This window comes from Dietzia sp. CW19, assembly GCF_014145265.1.
GTDB lineage: Bacteria > Actinomycetota > Actinomycetes > Mycobacteriales > Mycobacteriaceae > Dietzia > Dietzia natronolimnaea.
This window is the reverse complement of record NZ_JAALEE010000119.1, coordinates 1-14,033: the sequence shown is the minus strand read 5'-3', so window position 1 is coordinate 14,033 and position 14,033 is coordinate 1. Positions and strand designations below refer to the sequence as shown.

Genomic DNA, 14,033 nt, shown 5'->3' with positions numbered 1-14,033 from the left:
AGGTGCAGCACGATCGGCATGGAGCGGACGGTGCCGCGGTCATCCGGGTCCTCGGTCCCGGCCGACCCGGCGCGGAGTCGGGCGTGGCACCAGTCGAGCGCGGCACCGGTCGCAGGATCTCCCGCCGGTGGTGCGTCGGTCGGTGGCTCCTCGGGACGCGGCCCCTCGACCTGTGGTCCCTCGGTCACACGAGCGGGACGCGGCGGTAGGTGCCGGCGGCGGTGTCGGCCGCCTCGATCTCGTCGCGCGTGATGCCGAGGACGAACAGGACGGTGTCGAGGAACGGCTTGGACAGCGACGCGTCGGCCACCTCGCGGAGGGCGGGCTTGGCGCAGAACGCGATCCCCAGCCCCGCAGCGGTGAGCATGTCGATGTCGTTCGCCCCGTCACCCACCGCGACGGTCTGGCTCAACGAGATGCCGAGCTCCTCGGCGAACTCGCGCAGGTAGTCGGCTTTGGCCTCACGGTCCACCACCTCGCCGATGACGCGGCCGGTGAGCACGCCGTCCTCGATCTCGAGCGTGTTGGCCCGCGCGAAGTCGAGACCCAGCTCCTCGGCGAGGCCGGCGATCACCTGGATGAACCCGCCCGACACCACTCCGCAGCGGATGCCGAGACGCTTGAGCGTGCGGATCGTCGTCCGCGCACCCGGGGTCAGAACGATGCTGGCCGCGACCTCGTCGAGGACGGTGGCCGGCAGTCCGGCCAGGGTCGCCACGCGCTCGTGGAGGGACTGGGCGAAATCCAGCTCCCCCCGCATCGCGCGTTCGGTGACCGCGCGCACCTCGGCCTCCCTGCCCGCGTGGGCGGCGAGCATCTCGATGACCTCACCCTGGACCAGGGTGGAGTCCACGTCGAACACCACCAGACGCTTGGACCGGCGGCCCAGCCCGGCACCGTCCACCGAGATGTCGACGCCGTGCGCGTCCGACAGGGGCGCCATCGCCTCGCGCAGCCTGGCGTCGTCGGCGGCGTCGCGGCCGGCGGTCGAGACCTGCAGCTCCAGCCCCGTCACCGGGTAGTCGGCGATCCCTCGGATCGTGTCGATGTTCGCGCCGATCGACGCGAGCGAACCCGCCACCGCGGAGAACGCCGACGCGGTGACCGGACTGCCGAGGATCACCACCGCGTGGGTCGAGGGCGGCGTGGGGGGCGCGATGTCGTCGAACTGGACCTCCAACTGCATCCCCAGCTCGTGGACCTGCTCGGTGAGCTCGCGGACCACGGTCACGATGTCGGCGCCCGCGTCCACCCGGACCATGAGCCCCAGGGAGAGATGGCCGTTGACCACGACCTGCTCCACGTCCACCAGGTCGGAGTGGTGGGAGGCGAGGACCGACATGATCCTCGCGGTCACACCTGGCCGGTCGGGACCGGTGACGGTGAGTAGTGCCGGGGTACCGGGGGTGCTCACGTGTGCTCCTGACGAGTGCTCGTGCTGACGACTGGGGTGGTGGACCGGACGGGCTCACACGCGCCGAACCCCGCCGGAGGACGAGCCTACCGACGGGGTTCAGCGGGGTCCGAGGCCCGTGGGTGAGTACGGGCGGGTGGGTCAGCCCCTCTGCGGTGACGAGCCGCGCTCGGCCACGTCCTTGACCGCAGCCGGGTCCTGGGCCGCGGCCCGGCCCCCGACGTGGGCCTCCGCACGCATGCGCTCGCTCATGTGCGGGTAGTGCAGTTCGAACGCCGGCCGCTCGGAGCGGATCCGGGGCAGGGTCACGAAGTTGTGACGCGGCGGCGGGCAGGAGGTCGCCCACTCGAGCGAGTTGCCCGCACCCCACGGGTCGTCGACCGTGACGATCTCGCCGTAACGCCAGCTCTTGATGACGTTCCAGATGAACGGCAGCATCGCGATGCCGAGGATGAACGACCCGATGGTGGAGATCTGGTTGAGGACCGTGAAGTTGTCCGTCGCCAGGTAGTCGGCGTACCGGCGGGCCATGCCCTGGTTACCGAGCCAGTGCTGCACGAGGAACGTGGTGTGGAAGCCGATGAACATCAGCCAGAAGTGCCACTTGCCCAGCGTCTCGTCGAGCATCCGGCCGGTCATCTTGGGGAACCAGAAGTACACGCCGGCGAACGTGGCGAACACGATCGTGCCGAAGAGCGTGTAGTGGAAGTGGGCGACGATGAAGTACGTGTCCGAGATGTGGAAGTCGATCGGCGCCGCGGCCATCATGATGCCCGTCAGACCACCGAAGAGGAAGGTCACGATGAAGCCGAGCGCGAAGATCATCGGCGTCTCGAACGTCATCTTGCCGCGCCACATGGTGCCGATCCAGTTGAAGAACTTCACACCCGTCGGAACGGCGATGAGGAACGTCATGAACGAGAAGAACGGCAGGAGCACCGCACCGGTGACGAACATGTGGTGAGCCCAGACCGCCATGGACAGCGCGGCGATGGCGAGGGTCGCGAAGATCAGACCGGCGTAACCGAAGAGCGGCTTGCGCGAGAAGACCGGGAACACCTCGGAGACGATGCCGAAGAACGGCAGGGCGAGGACGTACACCTCGGGGTGACCGAAGAACCAGAACAGGTGCTGCCAGAGGATGGCGCCACCGTTGCCCGGATCGTAGATGCGGCCACCGAACTGCCGGTCGTAGAAGACGCCGAGAGCGGCGGCGGTGAGCAGCGGGAAGATCAGCAGGATCAGGACCGACGCCACGAGGATGTTCCACGTGAAGATCGGCATACGGAACATGGTCATGCCCGGCGCGCGGAGGCAGATGATCGTGGTGACGAAGTTGACGGCGCCGAGGATGGTACCGATACCGCCGATGCCCACACCGAGGATCCACAGGTCCGCGCCGACGGCCGGCGAGTGGATCTTGTCGGCCAGCGGCATATACATGGTCCAGCCGAACGCGGCCGCACCACCCGGGGTGAGGAAGCCCGAGAGCATGATCGTGCCGCCGACCGCGAACAGCCAGTAGCCCAGGGCGTTCAGTCGCGGGAAGGCGACGTCGGGGGCGCCGATCTGCAGCGGCATGATGTAGTTCGCGAACCCGATCACGATCGGGGTGCCGTACAGCAGCAGCATGACCGTGCCGTGCATGGTGAACAGCTGGTTGAACTGCTCGTTGGACAGGAACTGCATGCCCGGGACGAAGAGCTCCGCCCGGATGAGCAGGGCCATGAGCCCGCCGATGAAGAAGAAGACGAAACAGGTGACGATGTACATCAGGCCGAGCAGCTTGTGATCGGTCGTCGTCATCATCTTCCACACGAACGAACCCGGCCGGGCGGTGCCCGTGGGTACGCCCGGCGGATGGTCGAGATCGTCGACCGGCTTGGGGGCCACTGCGGTCATAAGGGTCCTCCTGAACGCCTCACCCGACGCCGCGGGTCGAACCACCGACCCCACGTCGAACGCAAAGGAATAGTGCGTGAGGGCAATCCTAACCCTCCGCTGAGAGCGTCCACCACTCACCCCGCCGAACTCGCCGGGGCGGGTCATCTGCGGGAATCCGGCCCCGCCACGACACGCCCGAGATGACGCCCGGACCCGCCTCGACCTCCACTTCGACTGCGCCCGCGACCCATCTCCTAGGCTCTCCCCCATGACCGATCTCGCGCCGAGCCGACACCGCCCTCGCGGACGGGGGTACCCTTCCACCCCCGTGCGGGTCACGGTGGGCGTCGTGGGCCCGCTCGTCGCCGGCCTCGTGCTCGCCGGGTGCGGGCCGTCCCCCGTCGACATGGTCGAGCACCCCGTCACCACGACCCCCTCACGGATGGCCGGCGAGGAGCTCCAGCGCTCCGCCGAACCGGAGGAGTCGTGTGCGCCCGTACCGGCGCCGGCCGAGTTCGCCGGGAACGGCGTCAGGCGGGTCGAGTCCGTGGACCCGGCCGACGCGACGGTCGAGGTCCCCCGGTCGCCGGAACGGATCCTGGCTCTCGGGGCCGGGGCCGTGGACGTCGCGTGCGGCCTGGGGCTGCAGGACCTCGTCGTCGGGACCTCCGGTCTGCCCCGCGACGCCGACGTCTACCTCCCCGCGCCCCTCGTGGGACTGCCCGACCTCGCGATCACCGGCGACTCGGGCGCGGAGGAGACCGCGGCCGCGGCCCGTGAACTCGACCCCGACCTCATCGTGTTGGCGGACTCGCTCGATCCCGACCCGTCCGTGGTGCGGGCGTTGGCGGAGGTCGCCCCGACGGTCGTGTACGACGCGCGGGCTCTGAACTGGACCGAGAGCACCGAGGCGATCGCCGACGCCTACGGGCGCCCGCGTGCCGGCGGGGATCTCCTGCTGGACGTGATCGACCGGGCCCGGTTCACCGCCGACGCCACCACCCCGAGCGACACCTGGGTCTCGCTCGTCTCCGTCTCCGTCTCCGACGCCGACGGCGTCGCGGTCCAGCGGCCGGACACCCTCGGGAGCCTCATGCTCGAGGCGGTCGGTGCCGGCCGACCCCCGGCGCAGCGCACGCGGGACGGCCAGCGGATCGAACCCGCCCCAGAGTCTCCTCCCGTGGGCGATGAACTCGACGGTGACGTGATCTTCGCCGTGGTGGGCGGCGGTGACGGTTCGGAGCAGTCCGCGCGGGAGGCCTTCGCCACCGAGCGGTGGACGGACCTCGACGCGGTGGGCGCCCGCCGCATGTTCGTCGTGGACCGGGCCGTGTGGGAGGGATCCGGCCCGGTGGCCGCGCGCGCGGTCCTCGACGACATCCGGAGTTCCATCAACGGGATCGCCCCGGACGGGTAGCCGGGGAGCCGGCCGAGCCGACAGGACGACCCGGCGCACCTGCCGGACGACCTCACCCCGGCACCTGATCGGGTGCCGGGGTGAGGTGGTGACGACGGTCGGGTCAGAAGTCCCAGTCCTCGTCCTCCGTGGCGACGGCCTTGCCCATGACGTAGGAGCTGCCGGAACCCGAGAAGAAGTCGTGGTTCTCGTCGGCGTTCGGGCTGAGCGCCGAGAGGATCGCGGGGTCGACGTTGGTCTCGTCCTTGGGGAACATCCCCTCGTATCCGAGGTTCATCAGCGCCTTGTTGGCGTTGTAGCGCAGGAACTTCTTGACGTCCTCGGTCCACCCCACCGTGTCGTAGAGGTCCTCGGTGTAGTCCGCCTCGTTGTCGTACAACTCGAAGAGCAACTCGAAGGTGTAGTCCTTCAACTCGTCGCGCTCGGCCTGCCCGATCTGCTCGAGCGCACGCTGGTACTTGTATCCGATGTAGTAGCCGTGCACGGCCTCGTCCCGGATGATGAGCCGGATGATGTCCGCCGTGTTGGTGAGCTTGGCCCGCGAGGACCAGCGCATGGGCAGGTAGAAGCCCGAGTAAAAGAGGAACGACTCGAGGAGGGTCGAGGCGATCTTGCGCTTGAGGGGATCCTCCCCGGAGTAGTACCCGAGGATGATGTGCGCCTTGCGCTGCAGGAAGGTGTTCTCCTCCGCCCAGCGGAAGGCGTCGTCGACCTGCGGAGTGGAGCAGAGCGTCGAGAAGATGGTGGAGTAGCTCTTGGCGTGGACCGACTCCATGAACGCGATGTTGGTGAGCACCGCCTCCTCGTGGGGGGTCGACGCGTCGGGGATCATGCTCACCGCGCCGACCGTCCCCTGGAGGGTGTCCAGCAGCGTCAGGCCGGTGAAGACCCGGGTGGTGAGCTGTTGCTCCGAGTCCGTCAGGGTCTGCCACGACGGGATGTCGTTGGACACCGGGACCTTCTCCGGCAACCAGAAGTTACTGGTGAGCCGACCCCAGACCTGATCGTCGACCTCGTCCGTGACGCGGTTCCAGTTGATCGCCGACACCCGGTCGACGAGCCGGGGGGCGACCCCGGCGGCGGGGCTGTGGGATCCCGGAGCGTGCAGCTCGGCGGTCATCGGATCTCCTCGTGATGGCGGGGGCGGTTCGGGGCGCAGGCCTGAGGCCCGGGGGTCAGAGCATGCACGAGACGCAGCCCTCGACCTCGGTGCCCTCGAGCGCGAGCTGGCGCACGCGGATGTAGTACAGGGTCTTGATCCCCTTGCGCCACGCGTAGATCTGGGCGCGGTTCACGTCGCGGGTGCTGGCCGTGTCCTTGAAGAACAGGGTCAGCGAGAGTCCCTGGTCCACGTGCTGGGTGGCCGCCGCGTACGTGTCGATGATCTTCTCGTACCCGATCTCGTACGCGTCCTGGTAGTAGTCCAGGTTGTCGTTGGTCAGGTAGGGCGCCGGGTAGTAGACGCGACCGATCTTGCCCTCCTTGCGGATCTCGATCCGGGACGCGACAGGGTGGATCGACGAGGTCGAGTTGTTGATGTAGCTGATCGACCCGGTGGGCGGCACGGCCTGCAGGTTCTGGTTGTAGATGCCGTACTGCTGCACGTCGGCCTTGAGCGCGCGCCAGTCCTCCTGGGTGGGCACCGCGACGCCCGCCTCGGTGAACAGCTGGCGCACCCGCTCGGTGGCCGGCTCCCACACCCTGTCCGTGTACTTGTCGAAGAACTCACCGGACGCGTACGTGGACTCCGGGAACCCGGCGAACCACGTCCCTCGCTCCCGCGCGAGGAGATTCGACGAGCGGACCGCGTGGTAGAGCACCGTGTAGAAGTAGATGTTCGTGAAGTCCACGCCCTCCTCGGACCCGTAGTGGATCCGCTCGCGGGCGAGGTAGCCGTGCAGGTTCATCTGCCCCAGGCCGATCGCGTGGGACTCGGCGTTGCCCCGCTCGATCGACGGGACCGAGTCGATGTGGGTCTGGTCGGACACCGCGGTCAGGCCCCGGATCGCCGTCTCGATGGTCCGGCCGAAGTCCGGTGAGTCCATGGCCTTGGCGATGTTGAGGGAGCCGAGGTTGCAGGAGATGTCCTTACCCACGTGCGAGTAGGTGAGGTCCTCGTTGTACGTCGACGGCGTGGAGACCTGGAGGATCTCCGAGCACAGGTTCGAGTGGGTGATCTTGCCGGCGATCGGGTTGGCCCGGTTCACCGTGTCCTCGTACATGATGTACGGATAGCCGGACTCGAACTGCAGCTCGGCGAGGGTCTGGAAGAAGTGCCGCGCGTTGATCTTGGTCTTCTTGATCCGGCTGTCCTCGACCATCTCGGTGTAGTGCTCCGTGATGTCGACGTCCGCGAAAGGCTTGCCGTAGATCCGCTCGACGTCGTACGGCGAGAACAGGTACATGTCGTCGTTGCGCTTGGCCAGCTCGAACGTGATGTCCGGGATCACCACGCCCAGCGACAGGGTCTTGATACGGATCTTCTCGTCCGCGTTCTCCCGCTTGGTGTCGAGGAACTTGAAGATGTCCGGGTGGTGGGCGTGCAGGTACACCGCCCCGGCACCCTGGCGGGCGCCGAGCTGGTTGGCGTAGGAGAAGGAGTCCTCCAGCAGCTTCATCACGGGGATGACGCCGGAGGACTGGTTCTCGATGTGCTTGATCGGGGCGCCGTGCTCGCGGAGGTTCGACAGCAGCAGTGCCACTCCGCCACCGCGCTTGGACAGCTGCAACGCGGAGTTGATGTTGCGGCCGATGGACTCCATGTTGTCCTCGATACGCAGGAGGAAACAGGAGACGGGCTCGCCGCGCTGCTTCTTGCCCGAGTTCAGGAACGTGGGGGTGGCCGGCTGGAAGCGACCGTCGATGATCTCGTCGACCAGGCGGCGGGCCAGGTCCTCGTCGCCGTCCGCGAGCGTGAGGGCGACCATGCAGACGCGATCCTCGTAGCGCTCGAGGTACCGCTTCCCGTCGAAGGTCTTGAGCGTGTACGAGGTGTAGTACTTGAACGCGCCGAGGAACGTGGGGAAGCGGAACTTCTTGGCGTAGGCGTGGTCGAACAGCTCCCGCACGTAGTTGCGCGTGTACCGGTCGAGCACCTCCCGCTCGTAGTAGTTCTTGTCGACCAGGTAGTCCAGCTTCTCGTCCAGGTTGTGGAAGAAGACCGTGTTCTGGTTGACGTGCTGGAGGAAGTACTCCCGCGCGGCCTCACGGTCCTTGTCGAACTGGATCCTGCCGTCCGCGTCGTAGAGGTTGAGCATGGCGTTGAGCGCGTGGTAATCCAGGCGCTGCCCCTCGCCCGCCTCGCCGGCGATGGTGCCTTCGGGGGTCACGGTCGGTGCTGCCAAAACTCTTCCAATCCCTCGCGGACGCGGATGACGTCCTCTTGTGTGCCCATCAGTTCGAACCTGTAGAGGTACGGGACCTCGAGTTTGCGTGCGATCACGTCGCCGGAGACCGCGTAGTCCGAACCGAAGTTGGTGTTACCGGCGGCGATCACGCCGCGGCAGAGGCTTCTGTTGTGCTCGTTGTTCAGGAACGTGACCACCTGTCGCGGGACCGACGCCCCGGTCCTGCCCGTGACCTCGAGGCATCCCCCGTACGTCGGGACGATCAGAACATACGGGTCCGACACGATCGGCCCCGCTTCGGTCCTCCGCGTGGGTATGCGCAGCGCCGGGAGCCCCAGACGGTCGACGAACCGCTTGGTGTTCTCGGAGACGTTGGAGAAGTAGACGATCCTCACCGGCTCGGTGGCCGACAGCGGAGCCGCCATGACTGCCCCCTTCGGATCTACATGTGTTCCGGGTCCGCCCCGGGGTCAGGCCGCGACGGTGACGAGGGCCTTGATCCGGTCCGGCCGGAAACCCGACCAGTGCTCGGAACCGGACACCACGACGGGAGCCTGGAGATACCCGAGGGCCATCACGTACTCACGCGCGTCGTCGTCGACGGAGATGTCGACCACCCGGTACTCGACGCCCTGCTTGTCGAGCGCCTTGTAGGTGGCGTTGCACTGGACGCAGGCGGGCTTGGTGTAGACGGTGACCATCAGTCGTGGACCTCTTTCGGCACGGGCGCCGGGGAGGCGCGGAGGGGCTCTTCTCGGACGGTCATCGGTTCCGGCGCTTCCGCCCGGCCTGTGGATAACCGTCGTGTCTGTCAGGGTTCACAGCCCGAATGCCACACGTGGCATTCATCGGGGGCCGCAACACCCTAGACACTACCCCTAGTGTCCGACGAGTCAATCGACCACAACATTTTGGTCTTACAACGGTGGTATTCCCAGGTCGCGATCCCGCCTTGTGGACACTTCCCACCCACCGTTGTCACGGTCGGCCCGAACGCCGCCGCCTCGCCCCGCGACCGTCACTCTGCCACGCGTGAGACGGTGCCGGAGACCCCGTCCGGCGCCCCACAGGTCGTCCCCAACCACCCCACACCTTGTCCCCAACCGCTCCACAGGGGCGACGGGGTCACCGCCGCGGAAGGGGCACCGGGAGGCCCCGCGGCGGCGGGGTCGTCGGGGGTCACCGTCGGCGCGGGTCTGCCCCGCCCCCACGACGACGACGAGGGCCCGCCGCCGGCGAACCGGAGGCGGGCCCTCGAGGGTGCGTGGGATCCCACGCGGACGAGACTCAGCCCTGGCGGGCCTTGAAACGGGGGTCCTTCTTGTTGATCACGTAGACCTTGCCGCGACGACGGACAACCTGGGCGCCCGGCTTGTTCTTCAGCGACCGAAGGGACTTGCGGACCTTCATCTGGCGCTCCTTAGGCTCTCGGGGCGGCCGTGATGGCCGCCGACACGACTGGGGATGACTGCGCGACACGTCCGACCCGGAGGTCGGATGCACGACACACAACTGGTCCATCGTAACGGACTGCCCCGTCAGAACTCCAACCGGCGGAACCGGGCACCTCGCGTGGCCCGTCCGCATGTCACGCAGAAGTCACACGGGCTTCCTATGCTGACGCCATGACCCAGTCCTCTGCAGACACCGGCGCTCTCCGCGCGTCCATCATCGCCGAACTCGGCGTTCGTCCCGACATCGATCCGGAGCAGGAGGTCGCCCGGCGGGTGGCGTTCCTGGCCGAGTATCTCCGCAGCACCCCCGCCACGGGTTTCGTCCTGGGGATCAGCGGGGGCCAGGACTCCACCCTGACGGGTCGGCTGTGCCAGCTCGCCGCCGAGAAGCTCCGCGACGAGGGCCTGCCCGACGCGCGGTTCGTCGCCATGCGGCTCCCCCACGGAACCCAGGCGGACGAGGACGACGCCGTCGCGGCCCTGGACTTCATCCGGCCCGATGCCCGCGTCACCGTCGACATCCGGGCGGCCTCGGAGGCCGCCTCCGGTGCTGCCGCGACTGCACTGGAGGACCTTCCCGGCCACGCGGGCCCGCTCCGCGACTTCGTCCGCGGCAACGTCAAGGCGCGCCAGCGGATGGTCGCGCAGTACGCGGTGGCCGGGCAGCTCGGCCATCTCGTCGTCGGCACCGATCACGCCGCCGAGGCGGTCACCGGCTTCTTCACCAAGTACGGAGACGGCGGCGTGGACCTCACCCCCCTGACCGGCCTCACCAAACGGCAGGGTGCAGCGCTGCTGCGGCACCTCGGCGCCCCGGAGTCGACCTGGCGGAAGGTCCCCACCGCCGATCTCGAGGACGACCGTCCGGGCCTGCCCGACGAGGTGGCACTGGGCGTGACGTACGAGCAGATCGACGACTACCTGGAGGGCCGCGACGGCGTGCCGACTCAGGCCGCTGCCCGGATCGAGCAGCTGTTCCTGGCCACCCGCCACAAGCGGGCGGTCCCGGCCACGCCACTCGACACCTGGTGGCGCGAGGGGTGACGCCCCGGCGGTCGGTGGTCGACCGGACACCGGCCGACCAGGCACCGCCGCCCGATCACCGCACCAGCTCCCACACCGAGTCCAGCGCGTCCGCCGTCCCCGGTACGTCGAAGGACTGCGTGGTGAACACCGCCGCGCAGCGGCCCGTGCGCCGGTCGACGTAACCGATCGTCCCCAGTCCCCCCGCCCAGCCGACGACCCCGTCCGGGCGGATCTCCACCTGCATCCCGTATCCACAGCCGGGTCCGATGAACCCCTCCGCATCGGCGCGCTGCCGCGGAGTCAGGTGGTCGGTCGTCATCATCTCCGCGAACTCCGGACCCAGGACGGTCCCGCCGTCGACCAGGACGTCGAGGAAGGCCAGATAGTCGGCGACGGTCGAGGCCAGCCCACACGCCAGGGACTCGAAGCGAGGTGGGCGATCGAATCTGCTCCGGATGTCCAGCGGCCGGAGGGCCCCGTCGGGTCCGAGCCCGTGGCAGGTGGGGAGCCGATCCGGGTCGGCGGTGAACCCGCAGTCCGCCAGTCCGAGCGGCCCCGTGACGTACTCGGCCACCAACCCGGACACGCTGGCGCCCGTTGCCCGCGCCAGGAGCACCCCCAGGACGTCACTGCCGGTGTGGTAGTTCCAACCCCGCCCGGGTTGGTCCGCCAGGGGCAGTGCACCCAGCAGCCGGAGGTACTCGTCCGGCTCCATCGGCGGTGCGTAGGGGCCGGGTGCGACCTGCCGCTCGCCCATGGCGACGGTCAGGGGACTGCCCTCCCCCGCCCAGCCGACGCCGGCGGTCATGGTGAGGAGATGGCGCAGCGTGATCTGTCGCCCGGCCGGTACGGTCCGGTCGATCGGCCCGCCGGGCCGGGCGAGGACCCTGGGGGCGGACAGCTCCGGCAGATGTGTGGCCACCGGGTCGTCGAGCGAGAGGATCCCGAGCTCGACCAGCCTCAGCCCGAGCACGCCGCCCACCGGCTTGGTGTTGGACGACAGCGGGAACACCGCATCCGGGTCGAGCGCGGGGCCGCCGGGCGACCGCGTCCCACCCGACGCGATCCGTGATCGACCGTCCTGCCGTACCCCGCAGACGTAACCCGTCAGCCGTCCGGAGTCGACCAGGGCGTCGAGTCCCCCGGTGACGGAGGCGAACCGATCCATGGGGTGACCCTACGTCCGGGGGGCCGGCTGGTGAAGGGTTCGGCGGTGGTGGCCCGGGCCGTCAGCCCGCCAGCCGCGCCATCGGGCCGTGGACGTCGACGGGACGGAGGCAGGTGTCGGGGATCGTCCCCAGCGAGCACGTGCCCACCGGCAGGACCGGGCGATAGCCCTCCGGTACGCCACCGCCCGCGATCACGTCCCGGTACGCGTCGACCCCGGAGGTCGGCCTGCGCTCGAGAGCCGGATCGGTGAGCACATCCACCTGGTAGAGGCCGAAACGGGAGTCGTAGGTCCCCCACTCGTAGTTGTCCACCAGCGACCAGTGGTTGTAGCCGATCACCGGGTAGCCGTCGGCGACCGCGCGTTGGATCCAGAACACGACGTCACGGAGGTAGTCACCGCGCTCGAAGGAGTCCTCCCGGTAGCCGTTGTGGGTGGGCATCCCGTTCTCGACGATGAACAGCGGCTTGCCGGGGAAGTGCCTGGCGTAGTGGACGATCGACTCGTACATCCCCTCGGGCTGCGGACGGACGCCGGCGAAGTCGTCCCACGCGGCACGGATGGTCGTGAGATTGTCGAGCGCGATGCCGTAGTAGTAGTCGACCCCGATGAAGTCCAGCTCGTCGCGGATGTGGTTGAGCAGCAGATCGTCCGTGGCCGGGGCGAAGGCGGGGAGGTACGCCTCGTTCGCGGTGACCATGGCATCGGGGTCCGCCCGATGAGCGGCGTGATATCCCAGCTTGTGGGCCGCCACCACGTTGTCGCGGAATGCGTTGAACTGGTGCAGCCCCACCAGCCCGATGCGGAGTTCGTGACTGAAGAACACCAGCGGCTCGTTGAAGGTGACCCACATCGTCCCGTTACCGGCCCACCGCTCGGTGATGAGCTCGGCGTAGCGCCCGAACGCCTCCACCGAGTCCGGCGAGAGGAACCCGCCGCGATCGACCAGCCATCCCGGATACACGTAGTGGACCATCGTGATCATCGGCGTCATGCCGTGCGCCCTGATCGTGCTCAGGATGTCGTCGTAGCGACGCAACGCCTGTTCGTCGTACCGCCCCGGCTCGGGCTCGATGCGCGACCACTCCACGCTGAGGCGGAAGATGTTCACGCCCAGGTCCGCGGCACGGGCGATGTCCTCCGGGTACCGGTTCCAGAAGTCGACGGCGTCGTTGACCGGATCAGCCTCTCCACGCGCGGCGGCGGCGTCGACGTAGCGCTTCCAGTTGGAATCCATATTTGAACCCTCGACCTGGAAGCCCGAGGTGGCCACCCCCCAGTGGAAGCCCTCGGCCATCCGCGCCTCGGCCCGGGCCTGCACGGACACCGAGATGAGAGCGGTCGCCACCAGAGCGGTGACGAGCACCAGCGCGAGCGGAATCCTGGTGACGGCAAACTTATGAACACCCATCACTAAAACATGACACATGCCTCGCCGGGCGTCAGCGCTTTGGGCCCCCGGACCCGGCATCGTGCGCGTCAGGACCCGCGACCGGCGCGCCGGTACCCGGCCCGGAGGCCCGCCGCGGCGTCTACCGTGGTGTGATGCGAACCCTGGGAAACGTGCTCTGGTTTCTGCTCGCCGGCTGGTGGTTGGCGCTCGTGTACGTCATCGCCGGGATCATCGCCTGCATCCTGATCATCACCATCCCGTTCGGCATCGCCTCGTTCCGGCTCGCGGCGTACGTCCTGTGGCCGTTCGGGCGGCGGACCGAGTTCCGCCGGGACGCCGGTGCGCTCTCCCTGATCGGCAACGTCCTGTGGATCCTGGTGCTCGGCTGGGAACTGGCGATCGCCCACCTGCTCGCCGGGTTGCTGCTGTGCCTGACGATCGTGGGAATCCCCTTCGGCATCGCCTGCTGGAAGATGGTCCCGCTGGCCCTTCTCCCCCTCGGCCAGCGCATCGTGCCCATCCGTCACCCGTCGGAGGACCCCTTCGCCGCGGCGCCGGGGGCGCGGCGGTAGGACCGGGGACTCAGGCCGAGGACCGTGCGGAAGTCCGCGCTGAGATGGGCGTGGTCGGAGTACCCGAGCTCCGCGGCGATCCGGGCGATCGTCACCGACGGGTCCTCGCGTAGACGCTGCGCGGCCTCCTGGAGTCGGTACCGACGGATCATCTTCAGTGGCGGCAGTCCCACGTAGCAGTGCGCGAGTCGAGACGCCCAGGGCTGCGGCGACCTGGTCCACACGCACGATCGACCGGTCCGAGGCGATGAGATCCTCCATGGCGTTGGCCATCACGCCGCCGGCGTCCGGGGCGGCCAGGTGCGCGGCGGCCCACGCGGAGAAGTAGCGCAGCGCCCGGGCGCGGGCGACGGACTCG

At 68.6% G+C, this 14,033-nt stretch carries 13 protein-coding genes and 1 pseudogene; 3 read left to right on the top strand and 11 right to left on the bottom strand.

The genetic code is table 11. The annotated features are described in order from the left end of the window. The 3 genes and pseudogenes from G6021_RS17120 to ctaD all read right to left on the bottom strand — a co-directional run. Window positions 1-188: pseudogene (locus tag G6021_RS17120) on the bottom strand (peptidyl-tRNA hydrolase); the annotation flags it as partial. Then, window positions 185-1,414 (bottom strand): phosphoserine phosphatase SerB, encoded by a 1,230-nt coding sequence (gene serB / locus G6021_RS04265; RefSeq protein WP_182640730.1) that lies wholly within the window; start codon window positions 1,412-1,414, stop codon window positions 185-187. The gene serB and the pseudogene G6021_RS17120, both read right to left, overlap by 4 nt. 141 nt (window positions 1,415-1,555) lie before the next feature. Next, entirely contained in the window at window positions 1,556-3,316 is a 1,761-nt protein-coding gene (gene ctaD / locus G6021_RS04260; protein ID WP_179524838.1) for a cytochrome c oxidase subunit I, read from the bottom strand. 250 nt (window positions 3,317-3,566) lie between these two features. Between ctaD and G6021_RS04255 the strand changes: the two genes are divergently transcribed. Then, window positions 3,567-4,715: an ABC transporter substrate-binding protein gene (locus tag G6021_RS04255; protein ID WP_241736421.1), complete on the top strand. Its 1,149-nt coding sequence runs from the start codon at window positions 3,567-3,569 to the stop codon at window positions 4,713-4,715. Between the two features lie 103 nt (window positions 4,716-4,818). Here the strand turns inward: G6021_RS04255 and nrdF are convergent, their stop codons facing one another. The 5 genes from nrdF to ykgO all read right to left on the bottom strand — a co-directional run bounded on the left by nrdF (window position 4,819) and on the right by ykgO (window position 9,472). Then, window positions 4,819-5,835, bottom strand: a complete 1,017-nt coding sequence (gene nrdF, locus G6021_RS04250; protein ID WP_182609498.1) for a class 1b ribonucleoside-diphosphate reductase subunit beta — start codon at window positions 5,833-5,835, stop codon at window positions 4,819-4,821. A 55-nt stretch (window positions 5,836-5,890) separates the two neighbouring features. After that, window positions 5,891-7,972 carry a class 1b ribonucleoside-diphosphate reductase subunit alpha gene (gene nrdE, locus G6021_RS04245; RefSeq protein WP_241731034.1) on the bottom strand — a complete coding sequence of 694 codons (2,082 nt, stop codon included), beginning with the start codon at window positions 7,970-7,972 and terminating at the stop codon, window positions 5,891-5,893. 68 nt (window positions 7,973-8,040) lie between these two features. Beyond that, entirely contained in the window at window positions 8,041-8,487 is a 447-nt protein-coding gene (gene nrdI, locus G6021_RS04240; protein WP_182638681.1) for a class Ib ribonucleoside-diphosphate reductase assembly flavoprotein NrdI, read from the bottom strand. A 45-nt stretch (window positions 8,488-8,532) separates the two neighbouring features. Further along, the gene (nrdH, locus tag G6021_RS04235) at window positions 8,533-8,763 is read right to left on the bottom strand and encodes a glutaredoxin-like protein NrdH (protein ID WP_277817749.1); all 231 of its coding nucleotides are present in this window, start codon (window positions 8,761-8,763) and stop codon (window positions 8,533-8,535) included. Window positions 8,764-9,349: 586 nt separating this feature from the next. Next, the gene (gene ykgO, locus G6021_RS04230; protein ID WP_003852698.1) at window positions 9,350-9,472 is read right to left on the bottom strand and encodes a type B 50S ribosomal protein L36; all 123 of its coding nucleotides are present in this window, start codon (window positions 9,470-9,472) and stop codon (window positions 9,350-9,352) included. 215 nt (window positions 9,473-9,687) lie between these two features. Here ykgO and nadE point away from each other — a divergent pair, with 215 nt between their 5' ends. Next, window positions 9,688-10,560: an ammonia-dependent NAD(+) synthetase gene (gene nadE / locus G6021_RS04225; RefSeq protein WP_179524835.1), complete on the top strand. Its 873-nt coding sequence runs from the start codon at window positions 9,688-9,690 to the stop codon at window positions 10,558-10,560. Window positions 10,561-10,615: 55 nt separating this feature from the next. Here the strand turns inward: nadE and G6021_RS04220 are convergent, their stop codons facing one another. Both G6021_RS04220 and G6021_RS04215 read right to left on the bottom strand, forming a co-directional pair. Then, a complete protein-coding gene (locus tag G6021_RS04220) occupies window positions 10,616-11,710 on the bottom strand; it encodes a serine hydrolase domain-containing protein (RefSeq protein ID WP_182638679.1) in 1,095 nt (364 codons plus the stop codon). 61 nt (window positions 11,711-11,771) lie between these two features. Then, a complete protein-coding gene (locus G6021_RS04215; RefSeq protein ID WP_182638678.1) occupies window positions 11,772-13,121 on the bottom strand; it encodes a family 1 glycosylhydrolase in 1,350 nt (449 codons plus the stop codon). A 134-nt stretch (window positions 13,122-13,255) separates the two neighbouring features. Here G6021_RS04215 and G6021_RS04210 point away from each other — a divergent pair, with 134 nt between their 5' ends. Next, window positions 13,256-13,675, top strand: a complete 420-nt coding sequence (locus G6021_RS04210; RefSeq protein ID WP_179524832.1) for a YccF domain-containing protein — start codon at window positions 13,256-13,258, stop codon at window positions 13,673-13,675. Here G6021_RS04210 and G6021_RS17115 read toward each other — a convergent pair. Further along, window positions 13,627-13,848, bottom strand: coding sequence for a helix-turn-helix domain-containing protein (locus G6021_RS17115; protein ID WP_347238912.1), 222 nt, complete (start codon window positions 13,846-13,848; stop codon window positions 13,627-13,629). The two genes, G6021_RS04210 and G6021_RS17115, sit on opposite strands and share 49 nt — an antisense overlap. Window positions 13,849-14,033 lie beyond the last annotated feature (185 nt).

Bases quoted from the DNA above. Each gene is read 5' to 3' on its own strand.
- ctaD (WP_179524838.1), bottom strand. From the start codon at position 3,316: ATGACCGCAGTGGCCCCCAAGCCGGTCGACGATCTCGACCATCCGCCG.
- G6021_RS04255 (WP_241736421.1), top strand. From the start codon at position 3,567: ATGACCGATCTCGCGCCGAGCCGACACCGCCCTCGCGGACGGGGGTAC.
- nrdF (WP_182609498.1), bottom strand. From the start codon at position 5,835: ATGACCGCCGAGCTGCACGCTCCGGGATCCCACAGCCCCGCCGCCGGG.
- nrdE (WP_241731034.1), bottom strand. From the start codon at position 7,972: ATGCTCAACCTCTACGACGCGGACGGCAGGATCCAGTTCGACAAGGAC.
- nrdI (WP_182638681.1), bottom strand. From the start codon at position 8,487: ATGGCGGCTCCGCTGTCGGCCACCGAGCCGGTGAGGATCGTCTACTTC.
- nrdH (WP_277817749.1), bottom strand. From the start codon at position 8,763: ATGGTCACCGTCTACACCAAGCCCGCCTGCGTCCAGTGCAACGCCACC.
- ykgO (WP_003852698.1), bottom strand. From the start codon at position 9,472: ATGAAGGTCCGCAAGTCCCTTCGGTCGCTGAAGAACAAGCCGGGCGCC.
- nadE (WP_179524835.1), top strand. From the start codon at position 9,688: ATGACCCAGTCCTCTGCAGACACCGGCGCTCTCCGCGCGTCCATCATC.
- G6021_RS04220 (WP_182638679.1), bottom strand. From the start codon at position 11,710: ATGGATCGGTTCGCCTCCGTCACCGGGGGACTCGACGCCCTGGTCGAC.
- G6021_RS04215 (WP_182638678.1), bottom strand. From the start codon at position 13,121: ATGGGTGTTCATAAGTTTGCCGTCACCAGGATTCCGCTCGCGCTGGTG.
- G6021_RS04210 (WP_179524832.1), top strand. From the start codon at position 13,256: ATGCGAACCCTGGGAAACGTGCTCTGGTTTCTGCTCGCCGGCTGGTGG.